The organism is Methylobacterium sp. Leaf113 (assembly GCF_001423325.1).
Taxonomy (GTDB): Bacteria; Pseudomonadota; Alphaproteobacteria; order Rhizobiales; family Beijerinckiaceae; genus Methylobacterium.
Genome location: NZ_LMNJ01000001.1, coordinates 98,233 through 114,425, shown reverse-complemented (window position 1 = coordinate 114,425; position 16,193 = coordinate 98,233). Strand labels below are relative to the sequence as shown.

Sequence of the window (16,193 nt, the reverse complement as noted above, 5' to 3'; positions counted from 1 at the left end):
GGCCAGTGCCCGGCGGCCTGTTGATCACCGGCTTCGGCCCGTTTCCTGGCGTGCCTCGCAACCCGAGCGCGGCGCTCGCACGCCGCGTCGGCGCCCTCGCGCGTGCCAAGGTCGGTGGCGAACCCGTGCGGGTCCTGATCCTGCACACAACCTACGCGGCGATCCCCGCGATGCTGGAGCCGGCCCTGGCCGAGGCTCCGGCCGCGATTCTGCTGTTCGGGGTCGCGTCCCGCGCCAAGCGGGTCCGGGTCGAGGTGCAGGGCCGCAACCGCACCAGCCGGCTGTTCCCCGATGCCTCGGGGCGGATCGCGGCGCGACCGACGCTGGAACCCGGCGGCCCGGCCACCCGGCGCTCGCCGGCGGCGGCGCCCGCCCTGGCGATTTTGCGCCGGAGCGGGATCGCCGCGATCCCGTCGCGGGATGCCGGGTGCTATCTCTGCAACGCCACCTATTTCCGCGCCCTCCGGGAGGGGCCTCCGGCGCTGTTCCTGCACATCCCGCTGCCGCCCAGGACCAGGCGGCCGGCCAAGGCCGTTCGCAGGCTACGCCAAGCCCCCGGGGAGACCCTCGCCCAAGCCTGCGCGGAGGTGGCGCGCCGTCTCGTCCTGCGCGCCCGCGCCCGCCGCTGACTTGCGGCTGCCTTGCGGCTGGCTTGCCGCTGCCTTACCGCCGCGCAGATCGCGGGGCCTTGGTTTGTCGGTGGTGGTTTGCCGGCGCCGGAAGATTTTCATCTCACCGCATGGGTCCCGTTGGCGCCGTCGGGCGTTCTGTGAAGGTCGGATGCGGGTACCCCGGCCTCGGATACGACTGCCTCGGACGGGCCGCCCGCATCATCCGCGTTGAGGAGAGAGAGAATGGTCGATACGGATCGCATCGTCGGCGCCGCCAAGGAAGTCGGCGGCAAGGTTCAGGGCGCTGCGGGAGACCTCGCCGGCTCCTCGCGCCACTCGGCCGAGGGCCGCTACCGCGAGGCGGAGGGCCGCGCCCAGGACATCTACGGTCAGGCCAAGGACACCCTGCGGGATGTCGCCGACAACGTCTCGGATTATGCCGGCGACGCCTATGAGCGTGGCGGCTCCTACCTGCGCGATGGCGGCCGCGTCGTCAGCCACCGCGTCGAGGAGAACCCCTTCGTCGCTCTCGTGATCGCGGGCGCCGTGGGTTACGGCCTCGCCCTGCTCCTGCACAGCCGCCGCTGATCGCAGGATCGTCACGGCCTCCGTTCCGCCCTCCATCGAGGCAGGGCGGAACGGAGGGTCACGGAACGGAGCGGTGCCGCGCTACTGCGCGGTCCAGCCGCCGTCCATCGCCATGTTGGCGCCCGTGATCTGGCTCGCCGCATCAGAGGCCAGGAATACCGCCAGGGCGGCGACCTGATCGATGGTGACGAAGGCTTTCGTGGGCTGCGCCTTGAGCAGCACCTCGTTGATGACCTCGTCCTCCGTCATCCCGCGCGCCTTCATGGTGTCGGGAATCTGGCTCTCCACCAGGGGTGTCCAGACGTAGCCCGGCGAGATGCAGTTCACCGTAATGCCGTGGGTGGCGAGTTCGAGCGCCGCCGTCTTCGTCAGGCCGACGAGGCCGTGCTTGGCCGCCACGTAGGCCGACTTGTACGGCGAGGCCACCATGGAATGTGCCGAGGCGGTGTTGATGATCCGGCCCCAGCTGCGCTGCTTCATGCCCGGAATGGCCGCCCGCATGGTGTAGAAGGCCGAGGACAGGTTGAGGCTGATGATCTGCTCCCACTTCTCCGGCGGAAACTCCTCGATCGGCGCGACGTGCTGGACGCCGGCATTGTTCACGAGCACGTCCACCGAGCCGAAGCTGTCCGCGCCCAGCCGGATCAGCCCCTCGATCTCGCCGGGCTTGGTCAGGTCCGCCGGCGAATAGACCGCCTTCACGCCGAACTCGGCCTCGATCCCGGCCCGCTCCTTCTCGATGTCCTCCGGCTTGCCGAAGCCGTTGATGACGACGTTGGCGCCCTCCTTGGCGAAGGCACGGGCATAGGCGAGGCCGATGCCGCTGGTGGAGCCTGTGACGACGGCGGTCTTGGATGTCAGGATCATGAAAACCTCCTTGAACGCTCTACCGAGGCGGATGCCGGTTCGGCGAGCGCGGGCGAACGAAGCCCGGGACTCGTGGTCCGGCGAGCCGGAGCACGGGTCGAGACGTCCGGGCGATCAGGCGAGATAATCGTGCAGCACCTGCCCGTAGGGCAATGTGAAGTCGACCACCATGTGTCGGCCTCCGACGATGCGGCGCACGGGCAGGTCGGCCACCCGGCAATTGACGTGCGGGATGAGGTGAAGCCGCGCCTCGCCCTCCCAGGCGCCATGGACGGTGATGTCCTCCAGGCGGTAGCCGACGAGCTGCGCCACCTTGGTCCCGCCGTCGACGTCGGGCAGGAGCTTGAGGTTGACGTTGAGCTTGCCGAGGCCCGCCTTCACCGCGCCGAGATCGTTCCCGAGGCTCCGGTGCTTGTAGGTCATGGTGCCCATCGCCACCCGTTCGTCGTCGTAATGAAGCGTGCCGGTGAGCGTATCCTTGGTGAGCTTGAGGCGCGGCACGCCCCACTTCTTCGGAAAGCCCCAGATCTCGCGCCCCGCCGTGATCGGCGGCTCGTCGTCGAGATACATCTGGATCGAGAAGTTGCAGGCCTCGCCCTTGTAGGTGGCCAGCGCGCCCGAGCCGCTCTCCTCGTAATCGCCGAACCCCGAGGAATCCGGCATCTTCATCCACTCGTAGTACACGAGGTTGTCCGGATGCGGCTCCAGCGGCTCGGGCAGGGCCCGGCGCAGGGCGTCCGCATCGGTCTCGTAGGTCACGATCAGGTATTCGCGCCGGAGAAAGCGATACGGCCCGCGCGGATAGCTCGGGCTGAAAGCCGGCATCGAGGGGACCTGAAGGATGTCGTCGCGGGTCACGGGGTCATCTCCCTTTGTAGGATGGGATCCCCTGGGCACGCGGGGATCCCTCGGGACGGTGCGGTGGGCTCAATCCCGCGCGTCGCGGGTGAGGTCGAACACGGAGACGCCGCTGGCGTCGTGCGGCCGGTCGCGCCAGGTCGGGCTGCGCAGGGAGCGCCGCATGTCGCCGACACCGGCGGCCCAATGCTCCAGCATGGTGGTGCGCGAGAACTCGTAATCCTTCGAGTTTCCCTCGTAGGCCTTGCGACGGTAGATCAGCTGCATGATCGTGACGGCGTTGTCGCGACTGATCCGCCGCAGGAACTCGACGTCGGGATCGCCCTGCCATTCGGGCGGCAGCTTGGCCAGCAGGTTGCGGGTCGCGGCCTTGGCCTTGCGGATCTCGATGGTCACGTCGGTGTTGAGCCGGGTCCGGCTGGAGAAGCGGATGTCCTTCTCGCGCTCGGCCGCCTCGATCAGCGTGCGGGGCATGGCTCCGCGCGCGGAGAACAGATCGACCTGGAACACCAGCAGGTCGCGCTGGCTCTCCTCGTCGAGGACGTATTGCAGCGGTGTGTTCGAGACGATGCCGCCGTCCCAGTACGGCTCGCCGTTGATGGTGACCGGCGGGAATCCCGGGGGCAAGGCCCCGGAGGCCATGATGTGCTCGGGGGTGATGCGGTCGCACCGGTTGTCGAAATAGGCGAAGTTGCCGGTGCGCACGTTGACCGCGCCGACGCTGAGCCGGGTTCGGCCTTCGTTGATCAGATCGAAATCCACGAACCGCTCCAGCGTCGCCCTGAGCGGCCCCGTCTCGTAGTAGCTCAGGGCCTCCGGCGCGCCGGCGGGATAGAGGGTGGCGGGAGGGATGCGGGGGCTGAAGAAACCGGGCACGCCGAAGGTGGCGATCCAGCCCGCGCTCGCCTCGTTGAACGCCGCCCGGGCCTTCTCGCCCGGGAACCAGGGAACCCCGGTCACCGCCGAGGAAACGAGTTCCCAGAAGGCCCTCATCCGCTCGACGCGACGCTCGGGCGGGTTGCCCGCGATGAGAGCCGCGTTGATGGCGCCGATGGAGATGCCCGCGACCCAATCCAGGGTGCGGCCGTCGGCGGCCAGCGCCTCGTAGATCCCGGCCTGATAGGAGCCGAGCGCTCCACCGCCCTGAAGCACGAGGACGTTGGATTCTCCGCTGGGAAATGCCGTCACGACCAGGGTCCTCTCAATCGTCCGAAGCGGGTGTCGCCTCGGCGGGTCTCCCGAGCCGACCCGCCGCCCGCGACCCAACCGATGGTTGCTCGATCCGGGTGACGCCACCATGACGCAGGGCCACCGTGATCGCCATCCAGGGGCGGGACGAACCGCGCTCATTGTCAGCCGAGGTGGGACCGAGGCCCCTCGCAGGACGCACCGATGGTTGACAGGCGGGGCTGCTTCGCCAACACCCCCCGCCCAGTCGCGGCTTTTGCCGCACGCCCTCCGCCGCGATCGTCCCTGACCCGGCCGCCCCGCGCGCGAGGGCGACGAACAAGGATCCCTGACCCATGTCGGTGACGCGCTCCTATCTCGATTTCGAGAAGCCGGTGGCCGAACTCGAATCCAAGTTGGAGGAGCTGAAGACCATGGCGGCGCGCGACGGCGCGGTCTCGATCAGCGAGGAGGTCGGACGCCTGGAGGCCAAGGCCGCCGCCGCCCTGTCCGACATCTATGCCGGGCTGACGCCCTGGCAGAAGACGCAGGTCGCCCGGCATCCGCAGCGGCCGCACTTCATCGATTACTGCGCCGGCCTGATCACGGATTTCACGCCCCTGGCGGGCGACCGGGCCTTCGGTGAGGACCAGGCCATCGTCGGCGGATTCGGGCGCTTTCGCGGGCGTCCGGTCTGCGTCCTGGGCCAGGAGAAGGGCTCCACCACCGAGACCCGCCTGCGGCACAATTTCGGCATGGCCAAACCGGAGGGCTACCGCAAGGCCGTGCGCCTGATGCAACTCGCCGACCGTTTCGGCCTGCCCGTCCTCGCCTTCGTCGACACGGCCGGCGCCTTTCCGGGCATCGAGGCCGAGGAGCGCGGACAGGCCGAGGCCATCGCCCGCTCGACGGAAGCCTGCCTCGCGCTCGGCGTGCCGAACATCGCCGTCATCATCGGAGAGGGGGGATCGGGCGGGGCCATCGCGCTGGCCACCGCCAATCGGGTCCTCATGCTCGAGCATGCCATCTACGGCGTGATCTCGCCGGAGGGCGCCGCCTCGATCCTGTGGCGCGATCAGGGCCGCGCCGCTGACGCCGCGACCGCCATGAAGATCACTGCGCAGGACCTGCTGCGCCTTGGAATCATCGACGGCATCATCCCCGAGGCCACCGGCGGGGCGCATCGCGGGCGGGAGGCCGCCATCGAGGCCGCCGGTTCCGCCATCGTGGCGGCCCTGACCGAGTTCCAGGGCCTGAGCCCCGACGAGATCCGCGACCGCCGAGCCGCCAAGTTCCTCGACATCGGGCGAAAGCTCTGAGGCACAGCAGACCGATGCGACACCCTGCCGCATCCGAGCCTTGGAACCAATCGGACTTCCTCCTCCGAGCGCCGGCCTGATTTTCGCCACACCTGTGCCGACCGGCGAGGCCGGGAAAGCCCTGCGGAATCAAGCCGGCTGGTGGCCCTGAACCCGTCTGCCGGGAAGCCCGGCTCCAATTGCGGCAAGATCGGGGAGATCAAGCGATCGTGACCGCAATCCACATGCGGCCGGGCCGGCCCGCCGCGTCGCCTTGCGGTAACAACCGGGTAAGTTTAACGACGCTAAGGGGTTGGGGAGTGGCATTCCAGGGGTGAGCCCCCGGAACGCGTGACTGAGGATAGGTTCCCCATGGCTATGCGCCCGCTCGTGGCCGCCGGTTTCGCTTTGCTCGCCCTGTCGCTCGGCGCCTGCCAGGACGGTTCGACGGGCGGCGGCGTTCCGCTTCGGGCCCTCGCCCCGGTGTCCCCCAAGACCGTTGCGCTCATGACCCAGAAGGGCATGTCGCAGAACGACCCGATCCTGATCCGCGCCTTCAAGAAGGAAGCGGAGATGGAGGTGTGGAAGCGGGCCTCCAACGGCCAGTACGCGCTGCTCAAGACCTTTCCGATCTGCCGCTGGTCGGGCCAGCTCGGTCCGAAGACCAAGCAAGGCGACCGACAGGCCCCCGAGGGGTTCTACACCGTGACGCCGGGTCAGATGAACCCGAACTCGTCCTATTACCTTTCGTTCGATACCGGCTATCCGAACGCCTACGACCGGGCCAATGGGCGCACCGGCAACTACATCATGGTCCACGGCACCTGCTCGTCGGCCGGCTGTTTTGCCATGACCGACGAGTCGATGGGTGAACTCTACGCCCTCGCGCGCGACTCCTTCGCGGGTGGACAGCGCGCGTTCCAGTTTCAGTCCTATCCCTTCCGGATGACGGCGGCGAACATCGCCAAATTCCGCAATGACCCGAACGCGCCGTTCTGGAAGAACCTCAAGGAGGGCTCGGATTATTTCGAGGCTCTGCGCGAGGAGCCGCGCGTGGGCCTCTGCGGCACCAAGTATGTCTTCGGCGGGGCCGATGCGGCGGCCGGCTCCTGCGCACCCAAGGTCGATCCGATGGTCGCCGAGAAGCGCGAGCGCGACAACCGCGAGGTCGCCGACCTCATCGCGAAGGGCACGCCGGCCACCCGCCTCGTCTATGACGACGGCAGCCAGAACCCGGTGTTCCGCAGCCAGCAGACCCCCGCCAACACCCTGACCTTCGCGAGCCTCGGCAAGCCCGAGCCGGAATTGCCGATCGACCCGAAGGAATATGCCCAGCATCGGCTCGGCGACGTCAGCCGCCCCGAGAGCCTGGCGGCCGGCGAGCGCGAGATCGAGGTCGACGCCAAGGGCCGCCCGGTGATGATGGCGACCGCCGCTACGATTCCGACCAAAACCGCCGCTGCGAACCTGTCCAGGAAGGGCGCCGGTCCGGCGGCAAAGCCCGAGCCCGTGGTGGCCGAGCCCGCCAAGCCCGCCCGCGTGATGGTGGCGGATGCGGACGGCGACCCGGCGGCCTACAAGAAGGTGCTCGGGAACCTGTTCAGCAACGGCACACCGGCGACCCCGGCGACCGATGCCGCCACCGTGCCGGCCGTCGCCCCGAAGCCTGAGGTCGGCGCGGCCAAGTCCGCACCGAAGCACGCGCCGGCAAAGGCCGCCCATGCCGCGCTGATTCCGACCAAGACGGGCAAGCCCGCGGACGACAAGGCGGCGAAACCGGCCTCGAAGGTGATCTCGTCCATCGGTGCCTCGCCGAAGACCACGGGGTCCACCACGCCCAAGAACTGACGCGGCCGAGCCCGGATCCTTCCGGCTCAGCGCGTGCCGAGGAGCATCGCTCCGAAGCCGAGGAAGATCCCACCGGTGATGCGGTCGAAGGCACGCCGCAGCGCCGGACGGGTCAGCGACGCGGCGAGCCGCCGGCCGCCCAGGGCATAGACCCCGTACCAGAACAGTTCCGCCCCCGCGAAGGTGACGACGAGGATCGCGAATTGCGGCGCTTGCGGCCGCGACGGATCGACGAATTGCGGCAGGAAGGCGCTGGCGAAGAGCAGGAGCTTGGGATTGCTCAGACCGATGAGCAGTCCGTCACGATAGAGCCGCCTCAAGTTCACCGATGCCGGTGCACCCGCGGCGCCGGGCATTTCCAACGCCCCGTCGTGGCCGCGCCAAGCCCGGATGCCAAGGATGACCAGATAGGCGACGCCGGCGTAGCGCAAGCCGTCGAACAGCACGGGCGACGCGAGGAGAACCGCACTCAATCCGGCGGCGGAGGCGACGAGCACCAGGATGACGGCGCTGAGGCAGCCCGCCATGGCGGCGACGCTGCGACGGAGACCGACGCGGACGCTGCGAGCCAGAATATGGAGCATGTTCGGGCCGGGCGTGCCGGACAGGAGGAAGACGACGCTGAGGAACAGCCACCAGGTCTGAAAGGTCACGGCCGGGCACTCCTGATCGCGTACGCTCCGACGCGACGATCGCTCCCGTCCTATCAGGCCTTCGCACGGCGTGACGCCCCCGCCGACACGCGGGGCAGCCGAGCGTGCAACGAAAAAAGGGCCCCGCGAGGGACCCTTCTCTCCATCGATCAGAGCGATCGATTACATGCGGCGCATCATCCGGCGATCCATACGACGGTGCATCATGCGACGCTCCATATCGCGGCGCATCATCCGACGCTCCATGCGACGGTGCATCATGCGACGCTCCATCCGGCGCTCCATGCGCATCTGCACCGTGGACACAGTCTCGGGGGCGGTCACGCCGATCGGGGCGCCGGGAGCGGCAGAGGCGGAGGTGGCGAGGCTGGCACCGCCGAGCGAGGCGAGCACGGCGAAAGCAAGGGTCAGTTTCCTCACGTGAAGACTCCCATTCTTTTGTGTCCGAGCGCGGCACCCGGTTTGTTCCCGAGGCCACAGGGCCTGGAAAATCTGTCGCGCACCGGAGTACGCGGCGGACCCCGTTCCGGTCCGCCGCTACCCCAACCCGCAAGTCAGAGATTCGTTTCCTCGAACGCCCGGACCCATTCAGCACAAATTCCCGAGCGCACGATGTCGTCGAGGGTAAATTCCACCACGGGCACTGGCATCATCCGGCTCTTGATGAGGTGGATGACGGTCCGAAGGCCGGACGTCTCGCGCAGGTCCGTCTGGGACACGTCGCCGTTGATGATCACCTGGCAATCGTCGCCGATGCGGGTGAGGAACATCTTGATCTCGGCCGTAGTGGTGTTCTGCGCCTCGTCGAGGATCACGAGGCAGTTCTTGAAAGTGCGTCCGCGCATCACCTCGAAGGGCACCACTTCGATGTCGCCGGTCTTGACCGCGATCTCGAAGGCGGCCTCGCCCATGCGCTCCTTCATGGTCTCGGTGAGGGGCGCGACCCAGGGGGCGATCTTCTCTTCCAGGGTCCCGGGAAAAAAGCCCAGTGAGCGGCCGGAGGGCACGTTCGGGCGGGTGATGATGACCTTGGCGATGCGGCGCTGGCGGAGCTGGTCCGCGGCGCGGGTGCCGGCGATGTAGGTCTTGCCGGTGCCGGCGGGCCCGAGGACGATGACTTGCTTGTGGAGGGCGAGGGCGTCGAGATACTGCGCCTGCCGGTCGGTGAGTGGTTGGATCGGACTGAGATTACGTTCTTCGTCGAAACGGGTCTTGTGCAGACGGACCGGACGGTCCTCAACGAGTTCAAGTCGTGTACGGCGTCTTTTCATCGATCAACACTCCAACCGGACTTGCCAACCTGGATTCAATCTGAGCCTGACTTGCTGAACTTGCTTCGCGTCATCTTACAACCGATCCCGTTCCGGCGATCCTTTCTGCTTCGCCCGCTTCACAGCCAATCCGGATCTTGCCCGCGAGTTCCGGCAAGGACCATCGTGCCTGTGGATGCCCGTCGCGACCCGGCGGGCCGCGGACCGTTGCGTTGCACGCACCATGCCGCGACAGGCGCGACAGGGGCGTGACAACCACTATTCTTGGCAATGATGTAAAAAGTCTGCGCTGATCCTGGCGCGCCGGGTGCAATGCAGCAACGACGTCGATTGGGTCGGCCCTGTGTCGGCAAAGACGCAGTCTCGGCCCTCATCGGTCGCGCGCTCCCCCGCGCTTCGCCGGGGCCTCGGGGATCAGGCCGCCTGGATGAAGCTGTCCAGCACCATCTTGCGGCCGGCCTTGTCGAAATCCACCGTGAGCTTGTTGCCGTCCACACCCGCGACGGTGCCGGGACCGAACTTGGTGTGGAACACTCGCATATCGACCGAGAAGGCCGACGGCGCTCCGGTCGACGTGGCGATCAGTTCGCCCTCGATCTGGCGTGGTCCGCCGCGCGCCGCGGGAGCGCGGTTGCCGACGCCGAAGCCGTTGGGGTTCGCCTTGGCGTACTGCGCCGTGTTGGCCTGCGCCCGCTGCCAGCCCGGCGTGCCGTAGGACGAGCCGAACGGAGTCGGGTTGCAATCGAAACGCGACGCGCCGGCCGAGAAGTGTGCGGGTGCGTCGAGCACATCGACGCTGTCCTCGGGAAGCTCGTCGATGAAGCGGCTCGGGACGGTGGAGGACCACAGGCCGTGGATGCGCCGGTTGACCGCGAAGGACAGCTTGGCGCGCTTGCGGGCCCGGGTGAGGCCAACATGGGCGAGGCGGCGCTCCTCTTCCAGTCCGGCGCGGCCGCTCTCGTCCAGCGCGCGCTGGTTCGGGAACAGGCCGTCCTCCCAGCCGGGCAGGAACACGGTGTCGAATTCCAGGCCCTTGGCGGCGTGGAGCGTCATCAGCGAGACGCGGTCGGCCCCCTCCTGCTCGCTCGCCTCCATCACCAGGGAGACGTGCTCGAGGAAGGCCGCGAGATCGGGGAACTCCTCCATGGAGCGCACGAACTCCTTGAGGTTTTCTAGGCGCCCGGCCGCGTCGGCGGACTTATCCTTCTGCCACATCTCGGTGTAGCCGGATTCCTCCAGGATGGTCTGCGCCACCTCGGAATGCGGCTGCGTACCCACCAGGCGCGACCACCGTGAGAAGCTCTCGACCAGGGCCCGCACGCCGGAGCGGGCGCGGGGCTTCAGCTCGTCGGTCTCGACCACGAGCCGGGCCGCCTGAAGCAGCGGCACCCGCTCGGCGCGGGCATAGGCGTGGAGCGCCTGCAGGGTGGCGTCGCCGAGGCCCCGCTTCGGGGTGTTGAAGATGCGCTCGAAGGCGAGGTCGTCGGCCGGGTTGGCGGTGACGCGCAGATAGGCCAGCGCATCGCGGATCTCGGCCCGCTCGTAGAAGCGGGGCCCGCCGATGACCCGGTAGGGCAGCCCGAGCTGGACGAAGCGGTCCTCGATCTCGCGCATCTGCGCCGAGACGCGCACCAGCACGGCGATCTCCGACAGCGGATGCTGCTTGGCCTGAAGGCTCTCGATCGCTTCCGCGAGTTGGCGCGCCTCCTCCTCCGAATCCCAGGCGCCGGAGACCGTCACCTTCTCGCCGGCGACATCCTCGGTGCGCAGGGTCTTGCCCAGGCGCCCCTCGTTCTTGGCGATGAGGCCGGAGGCGGCGCTGAGGATGTGGCCGGTGGAGCGGTAGTTGCGCTCCAGGCGCACCACCACGGCGCCGGGGAAGTCGTGTTCGAACCGCAGGATGTTGTCGACCTCGGCCCCGCGCCAGCCATAGATCGACTGGTCGTCGTCGCCCACGCAGGCGACGTTGCGGTGCCCCTGGGCCAGCAGGCGCAGCCACAGGTACTGAGCGACGTTGGTGTCCTGATACTCGTCCACCAGGATGTAGCGGAAACGGCTCTGGTAGTTTTCCAGGACGTCGGGGTTCTCGCGCCAGAGCTTGAGGCAGAGCAGCAGAAGGTCGCCGAAATCGGCGGCGTTCAGGGTCAGAAGCCGGGCCTGGTAGGCCGAATAGAGCGTGCCGCCCTTGCCGAAGGCGAAGGCCTGGGCCTCGCCCGGGGGCACCTGCTCGGGCAGGAGGCCGCGATTCTTCCAGCCGTCGATGGCCGAGGACAGGGCGCGTGCAGGCCAGCGCTTCTCGTCGATGTTCTGGTCGACGATGACCTGCTTCATCAGGCGGAGCTGGTCGTCCATGCCCAGGATCGTGAAGTCCGAGCGCAGGCCGACCAGCTCGGCGTGTCGGCGCAGGATCTTGGTGCCGATGGAATGGAAGGTGCCGAGCCAGGGCATGCCCTCGCCGGCCGGGCCGATGAGCCCGCCGATGCGGTGCTTCATCTCGCGGGCGGCCTTGTTGGTGAAGGTCACCGAGAGGATGTCGAAGGGTCGCGCCTTGCCCGTGGCGATGAGGTGGGCGATGCGCGTCGTCAGCACCCGGGTCTTGCCGGTACCGGCGCCGGCAAGCACCAGGACCGGGCCATCCGTGGCCTCAACGGCGCGGCGCTGCTCGGTGTTCAGCCCTTCGAGATAAGGGCTCGCCTGCGGCCGCAGGGAGGCCATGGCACGGGCGGCGATGGAGGTCGGGGCGGCGTCGGAGGCGGAAGCGCCGGCCGCGTCGAGAGGCTTCGTCATCGCGCATCCCTGGACCAAAACGCGAACGGCGTCGAGAGTGATGCCAGTCCCCTCCCGGTCTTCGGGGGTCGGCCGACCGGTCGGTGCCGTTCGGGACGTGCGGCAGGATGCCGAGATTCGGGAAGCCGCCTTTCCATCGACGCGCGGTCTCACCAGATCAGGACGAAACCCCACCGAACAAGGACGTTCCGATGCTTAGCCCCCGCCTGTTCTTCGTTGCCGGCCTCGCGCTCCTGACGGCCGGCCCGGCCCTGGCGCAATCCTCGCGCGCCATCGACAGCCTCAACGCCACCAACGACCGGCTCTCCGACCGCAGCCAGCTGCGCGGCATCGAGCAGCGCCAACAGTTCGACACCAACCAGACGCGGATGCAGATCCAGCGCAGCGACCTGTTCCGGCCGAGCGCACCCGCGGCACCGATCGTGGTTCCGGGCCGGCGCTGAGCTGCGGCCGGGCCGGGATCGGCGGGACTGACGCAGGCCTCGTGTCGGACGGAGCGACTTTGACCGCGCCAGGGCTCTGGCGCGCGTCGGCCTCCCCTGTGCTATGTCCGCGAACGGAGCAGGGGCGAGCCCCCGGGTGACGAGGCGGAACAAACACGGTGCGTGACATCCTGACCGCGCTGGCGGGCGCCGTCATCCTGCTCCTCGTTGCGGCCCTCGCCGTCCCACCCTTCGTGGCCTGGGAAAGCTATCGCGCCACCCTCGACCGCACGATCAGCCGCTCGCTGGGCGTGACGGCGCAGACGGAGGGCCGGATCGGCGTCCGCCTCCTTCCCTCGCCCAGGCTGAAGCTCGATCGCCTCCGGCTCGGCGCCGCCGCCGGATCGGCGCCGAAGCTCGATCACCCGCTCCTCGATCTCCAGGGCGTCAGGGCCGAACTTGCACTGGCACCCCTGCTGAAGGGCGAGATCCGCTTCACCGAGACCCGGATCGGCCGGGCCGAGGTCAAGCTGCCGGTCACCGACGGTGAGGCCATACTGCTGCCGGCCCGCGGCTTGGCGGAGGCCCTGCGGCGCGACCTCGCCATCGAGGATCTGACGATCCGGCAATTCGTCCTGACAACCCAGGTGCCGGCGACGGGGCGGACCGAGCAGTTCTATGCCGAAGCCCTGCAGATCTCGGCCCCGGCGCTGGGCGGACCCTGGCGCGCGGAGGGAACCAGTCGCGGCGTACCTTTCCGGCTCTCGACGGGCGAGATCGGGTCCGACGGCGTCAGCGTGAAGATCGCCGGCGGTGGCGATACGCAGCCGCGCTTCGAAGCCGATGCCCGTCTCAGCCTTGCGCCCGCCGGAACGGGCGCGTCCGGTCGGCGCTTGGCGACCGCGGTCGCGGAAGGCAGCGCCCGCATCGTCGTCGGGCCACCGGTCCAGGCGGCAGGCGCCTATCTGCCGTTCTCTCTCGGAGGCAAGTTCACCGGGCGCGGCCTCACAGCCCGGTTCACCGATGTCGCCCTGGAGATCGATCCCGGCGGACAGGCCCTGCGCCTCGGCGGCACGGGGCAGCTCGACCTGAAGCAATGGCGCGCCGGCCTCGCCCTCTCGACCCGGCGCCTCGACCTGGATGCCTTCCTGACCTCGGCGGCCGGACAGGCGCTGATCGCGCGCGGCGTTCCGGCGATCGGCGGCCGGAACGGCTTCGGCCTGCCCGTGATGGTCGATCTGGACCTCGCGGTGGAGAGCTTGGCCCTCGGCCTCGACGAATGGTCGCGGCTCGCCGCCAGCGGCACCCTCGACCGCACCGGCGGGGTCGTCCTGCGTCGGCTCGACGTGACCGCGCCGGGTGCGGCGGTGCTCGGGGCCAGCGGCGAGATCGACACCGAAGCGGGCCTGCGCTTCACTGGACGGTTGTCCGTCGACGCCCCGGCCTCCGACAGCTTCGGCCGCCACCTGCGCCGTCTCGGGTTCGAGGGTCCGGCCGTGGCCGTGATGGATGGCCGACCGGTCCAGTTGGCCACCGATCTGTCGGTGGACGCCTTGACGGTGTCGCTGCGCAACCTGCGGCTCGGCCTCGGCGAGGCGCGCGTCACCGGGAATGCCCGCTACGCGGCAGCCGACGGCGCTCATCGGGGGCGGTTTGATGCGCAACTGGTCGCGCAGGGCCTCGACATCGCGACCCTGCCGGTCCTCGGAGGCACGCTGGCCGACCTACGGGGCCACGATGTCGGGCTCACCCTCCTGGCCCGCGACGTCCGCTACGGCCCGTCCGGCGCGCATTCGGGTGGCGGCACCATCGCGGCCAGCCTCCAGTCGGACGGCCCGAGCCTCGTGGTCGACAGCCTCGACATCAGCGATCTGGCAGGCGCCAACGCCAAGCTGTCGGGACGCATCGATCCGGACGGCACGGGCCGGATCGCCGGGCGGGTCTCGGCGGCGGTGGCCGCCCCCCTGTTCGCGCTCCTCGACCGGGTCTGGCTGGCGGAAGCCCAGCGAATCCCGGCCTTCCTGCGCGCCGGAGCCCTCGACCTTGCCGTCAGCCTCGAACGGGATGCCGGCACGGCCGATACCCTCCGGGTCGCCGCCAAGGGCGAGGCCGCCGGTGGCCCCCTCGACCTCGACCTCCGGAGCCGTTCCGGCCGCATCGACAGCCTGGACCTCACCCTCGCGACGGCGGATGCGGGAACCTGGCTCGAACGCCGCGACATCCCGGCCCTGCGGCGCCCCGGCCGCCTTCGCCTCGTCGGTACGCCCGGCCCTGCCGAAGCCGATGGCAGACCGTTCGGGCTCGCCCTGCGGGTCAGCGGGTCCGTCGCCGACGTCACGATCGCGACGGTGCAGCCCGTCCTGCTGGACGGCCGCGAGAGCCTGCCCAGCGCCGGCGAACTGCACCTCAGCCTGCCGGACGTGGCGCCGTTCCTGACCCTCGCCGGCAGTGCCGTGCCGATCCCGGGTCCACTTCCGGCCGAGCTCGGCTTGCGCCTGTCCCGGGCCGGGCCGGATGCACGGGTGGGCCTCGTCGGCCGAGTCGACGGCGCGCCGGTGTCGGCCGACCTCACGCGCACGCCGGAGGGCGAGATCCACGGCAGCGCCAGCCTCGCGCGCCTGTCGCTGCCGCTCCTGGCCGCCGCCACGGTCCTGCCGTCCGAACCGTCCAAGGCCGCGGCCTCCGATCCGGCCAGCGCGCGCTTCGCGCCGGTTCCGGCCGCGCAAGCCTCCATCTCCCTCGCCCTCCGGGTCGATACCCTGGACCTCGGACGCGGACTGGTCGCGACCGGCGCAGCCCTGGGCGTCAGCCTCGACGGGGAGACCCTGACCCTCCGCGACCTCGACGCGACCCTCGCGAAAGGTCGGGTCGCCGGCAGCGCGACCGTGACGCGTCAGGGCGGCGGCGCGGCCGTTTCGGGCGAAGGCACGCTCACCGATGCGGCGATCTCCGGCCTTGCCGGTGGCGGCCCCGTGGCGGGTCGCGTTACGGCGCAACTGCGCTTCGGGGCCTCCGGTACCAGCCTCACCGGCCTGATGAACAATCTCGGCGGCAGCGGAGAGATCACTTTGGCGGGCCTCAGCCTGCCGGGTGCCGATCCGGCGGGACTCCAGCGGGCGGTGACGCGAGTGCTCGGGGAAGACGATCCCCTTCGCGAGGGGCGGCTCCAGGCCCTCGTGGTGGAAGAACTCGGCGCAGGTCCACTGACGGTGCCGGGGCCGGTCTCCAGCCCGGCAAGCCTCGTCGGCGGAACGCTGCGGGCCGGTCCCCTCACCCTGGAGCTGGGTGTCGCCAAGTGGAGCGGCACCTGGGGCTTCGACCTGCGAACCGCACGTCTCGACGCGCGTGGGACGCTCAGCGCAGGACAGCCGCCGAAAGGCTGGACCGGAGGGAACCCGGCGATCCAGCTCGGTTTCAGCGGGCCGATCCATGCCCCCGAGCGCAGCATCGATGCCGGGCCGGCGACGAACGGCCTTGCGGCCCTGGTGCTCCAGCGCGAACTCGAGAAGATCGAGATCTTCGAGGCCGACCAGAGCGAGCGCCAGCGCCGCCGCGCCCGCATCGAGATGGACAAGGCTCGCGCGGCGGCCCTGAAGGCAGCCGCCGATAAGAGTGCGGCCGAGGAGGCCGCCCGTGAAGCACGGGACGCGCAGGCTCGCGAGGCCGAAGCTGCCCGGGAAGCCGCCCGCGAGGCCGCGCGGCGCCTGCGCCCGGAGGCGGAGGCACCGCAGCCCGAGGCGACGCCTCAGCCCTAGAGTTTGTCAGGGATCAGCGGAAACCGGTGATCCCGACCAGACAAACGGAAACGAGGGGCTCGCGAGTC

At 69.5% G+C, this 16,193-nt stretch carries 13 protein-coding genes; 6 read left to right on the top strand and 7 right to left on the bottom strand.

All coding sequences use genetic code 11. The annotated features are described in order from the left end of the window. The first annotated feature begins 5 nt into the window (after positions 1-5). Positions 6-629 carry a pyroglutamyl-peptidase I family protein gene (locus tag ASF60_RS00520; RefSeq protein ID WP_082507664.1) on the top strand — a complete coding sequence of 208 codons (624 nt, stop codon included), beginning with the start codon at positions 6-8 and terminating at the stop codon, positions 627-629. Between the two features lie 225 nt (positions 630-854). Beyond that, positions 855-1,199 carry a CsbD family protein gene (locus tag ASF60_RS00515; RefSeq protein ID WP_056178674.1) on the top strand — a complete coding sequence of 115 codons (345 nt, stop codon included), beginning with the start codon at positions 855-857 and terminating at the stop codon, positions 1,197-1,199. A gap of 81 nt (positions 1,200-1,280) precedes the next feature. Here ASF60_RS00515 and ASF60_RS00510 read toward each other — a convergent pair whose 3' ends face one another. The 3 genes from ASF60_RS00510 to ASF60_RS00500 all read right to left on the bottom strand — a co-directional run bounded on the left by ASF60_RS00510 (position 1,281) and on the right by ASF60_RS00500 (position 4,112). Further along, entirely contained in the window at positions 1,281-2,066 is a 786-nt protein-coding gene (locus tag ASF60_RS00510) for a 3-hydroxybutyrate dehydrogenase (protein ID WP_056178671.1), read from the bottom strand. A 114-nt stretch (positions 2,067-2,180) separates the two neighbouring features. After that, a complete protein-coding gene (locus tag ASF60_RS00505; RefSeq protein ID WP_056178667.1) occupies positions 2,181-2,924 on the bottom strand; it encodes an acetoacetate decarboxylase in 744 nt (247 codons plus the stop codon). Between the two features lie 69 nt (positions 2,925-2,993). Next, positions 2,994-4,112, bottom strand: coding sequence for a patatin-like phospholipase family protein (locus ASF60_RS00500; protein WP_244478279.1), 1,119 nt, complete (start codon positions 4,110-4,112; stop codon positions 2,994-2,996). Positions 4,113-4,447: 335 nt separating this feature from the next. Here ASF60_RS00500 and ASF60_RS00495 point away from each other — a divergent pair, with 335 nt between their 5' ends. Both ASF60_RS00495 and ASF60_RS00490 read left to right on the top strand, forming a co-directional pair. Continuing rightward, positions 4,448-5,410, top strand: coding sequence for an acetyl-CoA carboxylase carboxyltransferase subunit alpha (locus ASF60_RS00495; RefSeq protein WP_056178664.1), 963 nt, complete (start codon positions 4,448-4,450; stop codon positions 5,408-5,410). A gap of 351 nt (positions 5,411-5,761) precedes the next feature. Beyond that, complete coding sequence (locus tag ASF60_RS00490; protein ID WP_056178659.1) at positions 5,762-7,237, top strand: L,D-transpeptidase family protein; 1,476 nt, start codon at positions 5,762-5,764, stop codon at positions 7,235-7,237. Positions 7,238-7,263: 26 nt separating this feature from the next. On the opposite strand, the gene ASF60_RS00485 is transcribed toward ASF60_RS00490, so the two are convergent. The 4 genes from ASF60_RS00485 to ASF60_RS00470 all read right to left on the bottom strand — a co-directional run bounded on the left by ASF60_RS00485 (position 7,264) and on the right by ASF60_RS00470 (position 11,948). Beyond that, positions 7,264-7,890: a LysE family translocator gene (locus ASF60_RS00485; protein WP_056178657.1), complete on the bottom strand. Its 627-nt coding sequence runs from the start codon at positions 7,888-7,890 to the stop codon at positions 7,264-7,266. A gap of 162 nt (positions 7,891-8,052) precedes the next feature. Further along, positions 8,053-8,310: a hypothetical protein gene (locus tag ASF60_RS00480; protein WP_056178656.1), complete on the bottom strand. Its 258-nt coding sequence runs from the start codon at positions 8,308-8,310 to the stop codon at positions 8,053-8,055. Positions 8,311-8,444: 134 nt separating this feature from the next. Beyond that, positions 8,445-9,161: a PhoH family protein gene (locus ASF60_RS00475; RefSeq protein WP_056178653.1), complete on the bottom strand. Its 717-nt coding sequence runs from the start codon at positions 9,159-9,161 to the stop codon at positions 8,445-8,447. Positions 9,162-9,575: 414 nt separating this feature from the next. After that, positions 9,576-11,948: an ATP-dependent helicase gene (locus ASF60_RS00470; protein WP_056178650.1), complete on the bottom strand. Its 2,373-nt coding sequence runs from the start codon at positions 11,946-11,948 to the stop codon at positions 9,576-9,578. Between the two features lie 191 nt (positions 11,949-12,139). On the opposite strand from ASF60_RS00470, the gene ASF60_RS00465 reads away from it, so the two are divergent. Continuing rightward, positions 12,140-12,391 (top strand): hypothetical protein, encoded by a 252-nt coding sequence (locus ASF60_RS00465; RefSeq protein ID WP_056178648.1) that lies wholly within the window; start codon positions 12,140-12,142, stop codon positions 12,389-12,391. A 158-nt stretch (positions 12,392-12,549) separates the two neighbouring features. Next, positions 12,550-16,125, top strand: coding sequence for an AsmA family protein (locus ASF60_RS00460; RefSeq protein WP_056178643.1), 3,576 nt, complete (start codon positions 12,550-12,552; stop codon positions 16,123-16,125). Positions 16,126-16,193: the final 68 nt, after the last annotated feature.

Coding starts and splice junctions, on each gene's coding strand:
- ASF60_RS00465 (WP_056178648.1), top strand. CDS start 12,140: ATGCTTAGCCCCCGCCTGTTCTTCGTTGCCGGCCTCGCGCTCCTGACG.
- ASF60_RS00510 (WP_056178671.1), bottom strand. CDS start 2,066: ATGATCCTGACATCCAAGACCGCCGTCGTCACAGGCTCCACCAGCGGC.
- ASF60_RS00515 (WP_056178674.1), top strand. CDS start 855: ATGGTCGATACGGATCGCATCGTCGGCGCCGCCAAGGAAGTCGGCGGC.
- ASF60_RS00495 (WP_056178664.1), top strand. CDS start 4,448: ATGTCGGTGACGCGCTCCTATCTCGATTTCGAGAAGCCGGTGGCCGAA.
- ASF60_RS00490 (WP_056178659.1), top strand. CDS start 5,762: ATGGCTATGCGCCCGCTCGTGGCCGCCGGTTTCGCTTTGCTCGCCCTG.
- ASF60_RS00470 (WP_056178650.1), bottom strand. CDS start 11,948: ATGACGAAGCCTCTCGACGCGGCCGGCGCTTCCGCCTCCGACGCCGCC.
- ASF60_RS00475 (WP_056178653.1), bottom strand. CDS start 9,161: ATGAAAAGACGCCGTACACGACTTGAACTCGTTGAGGACCGTCCGGTC.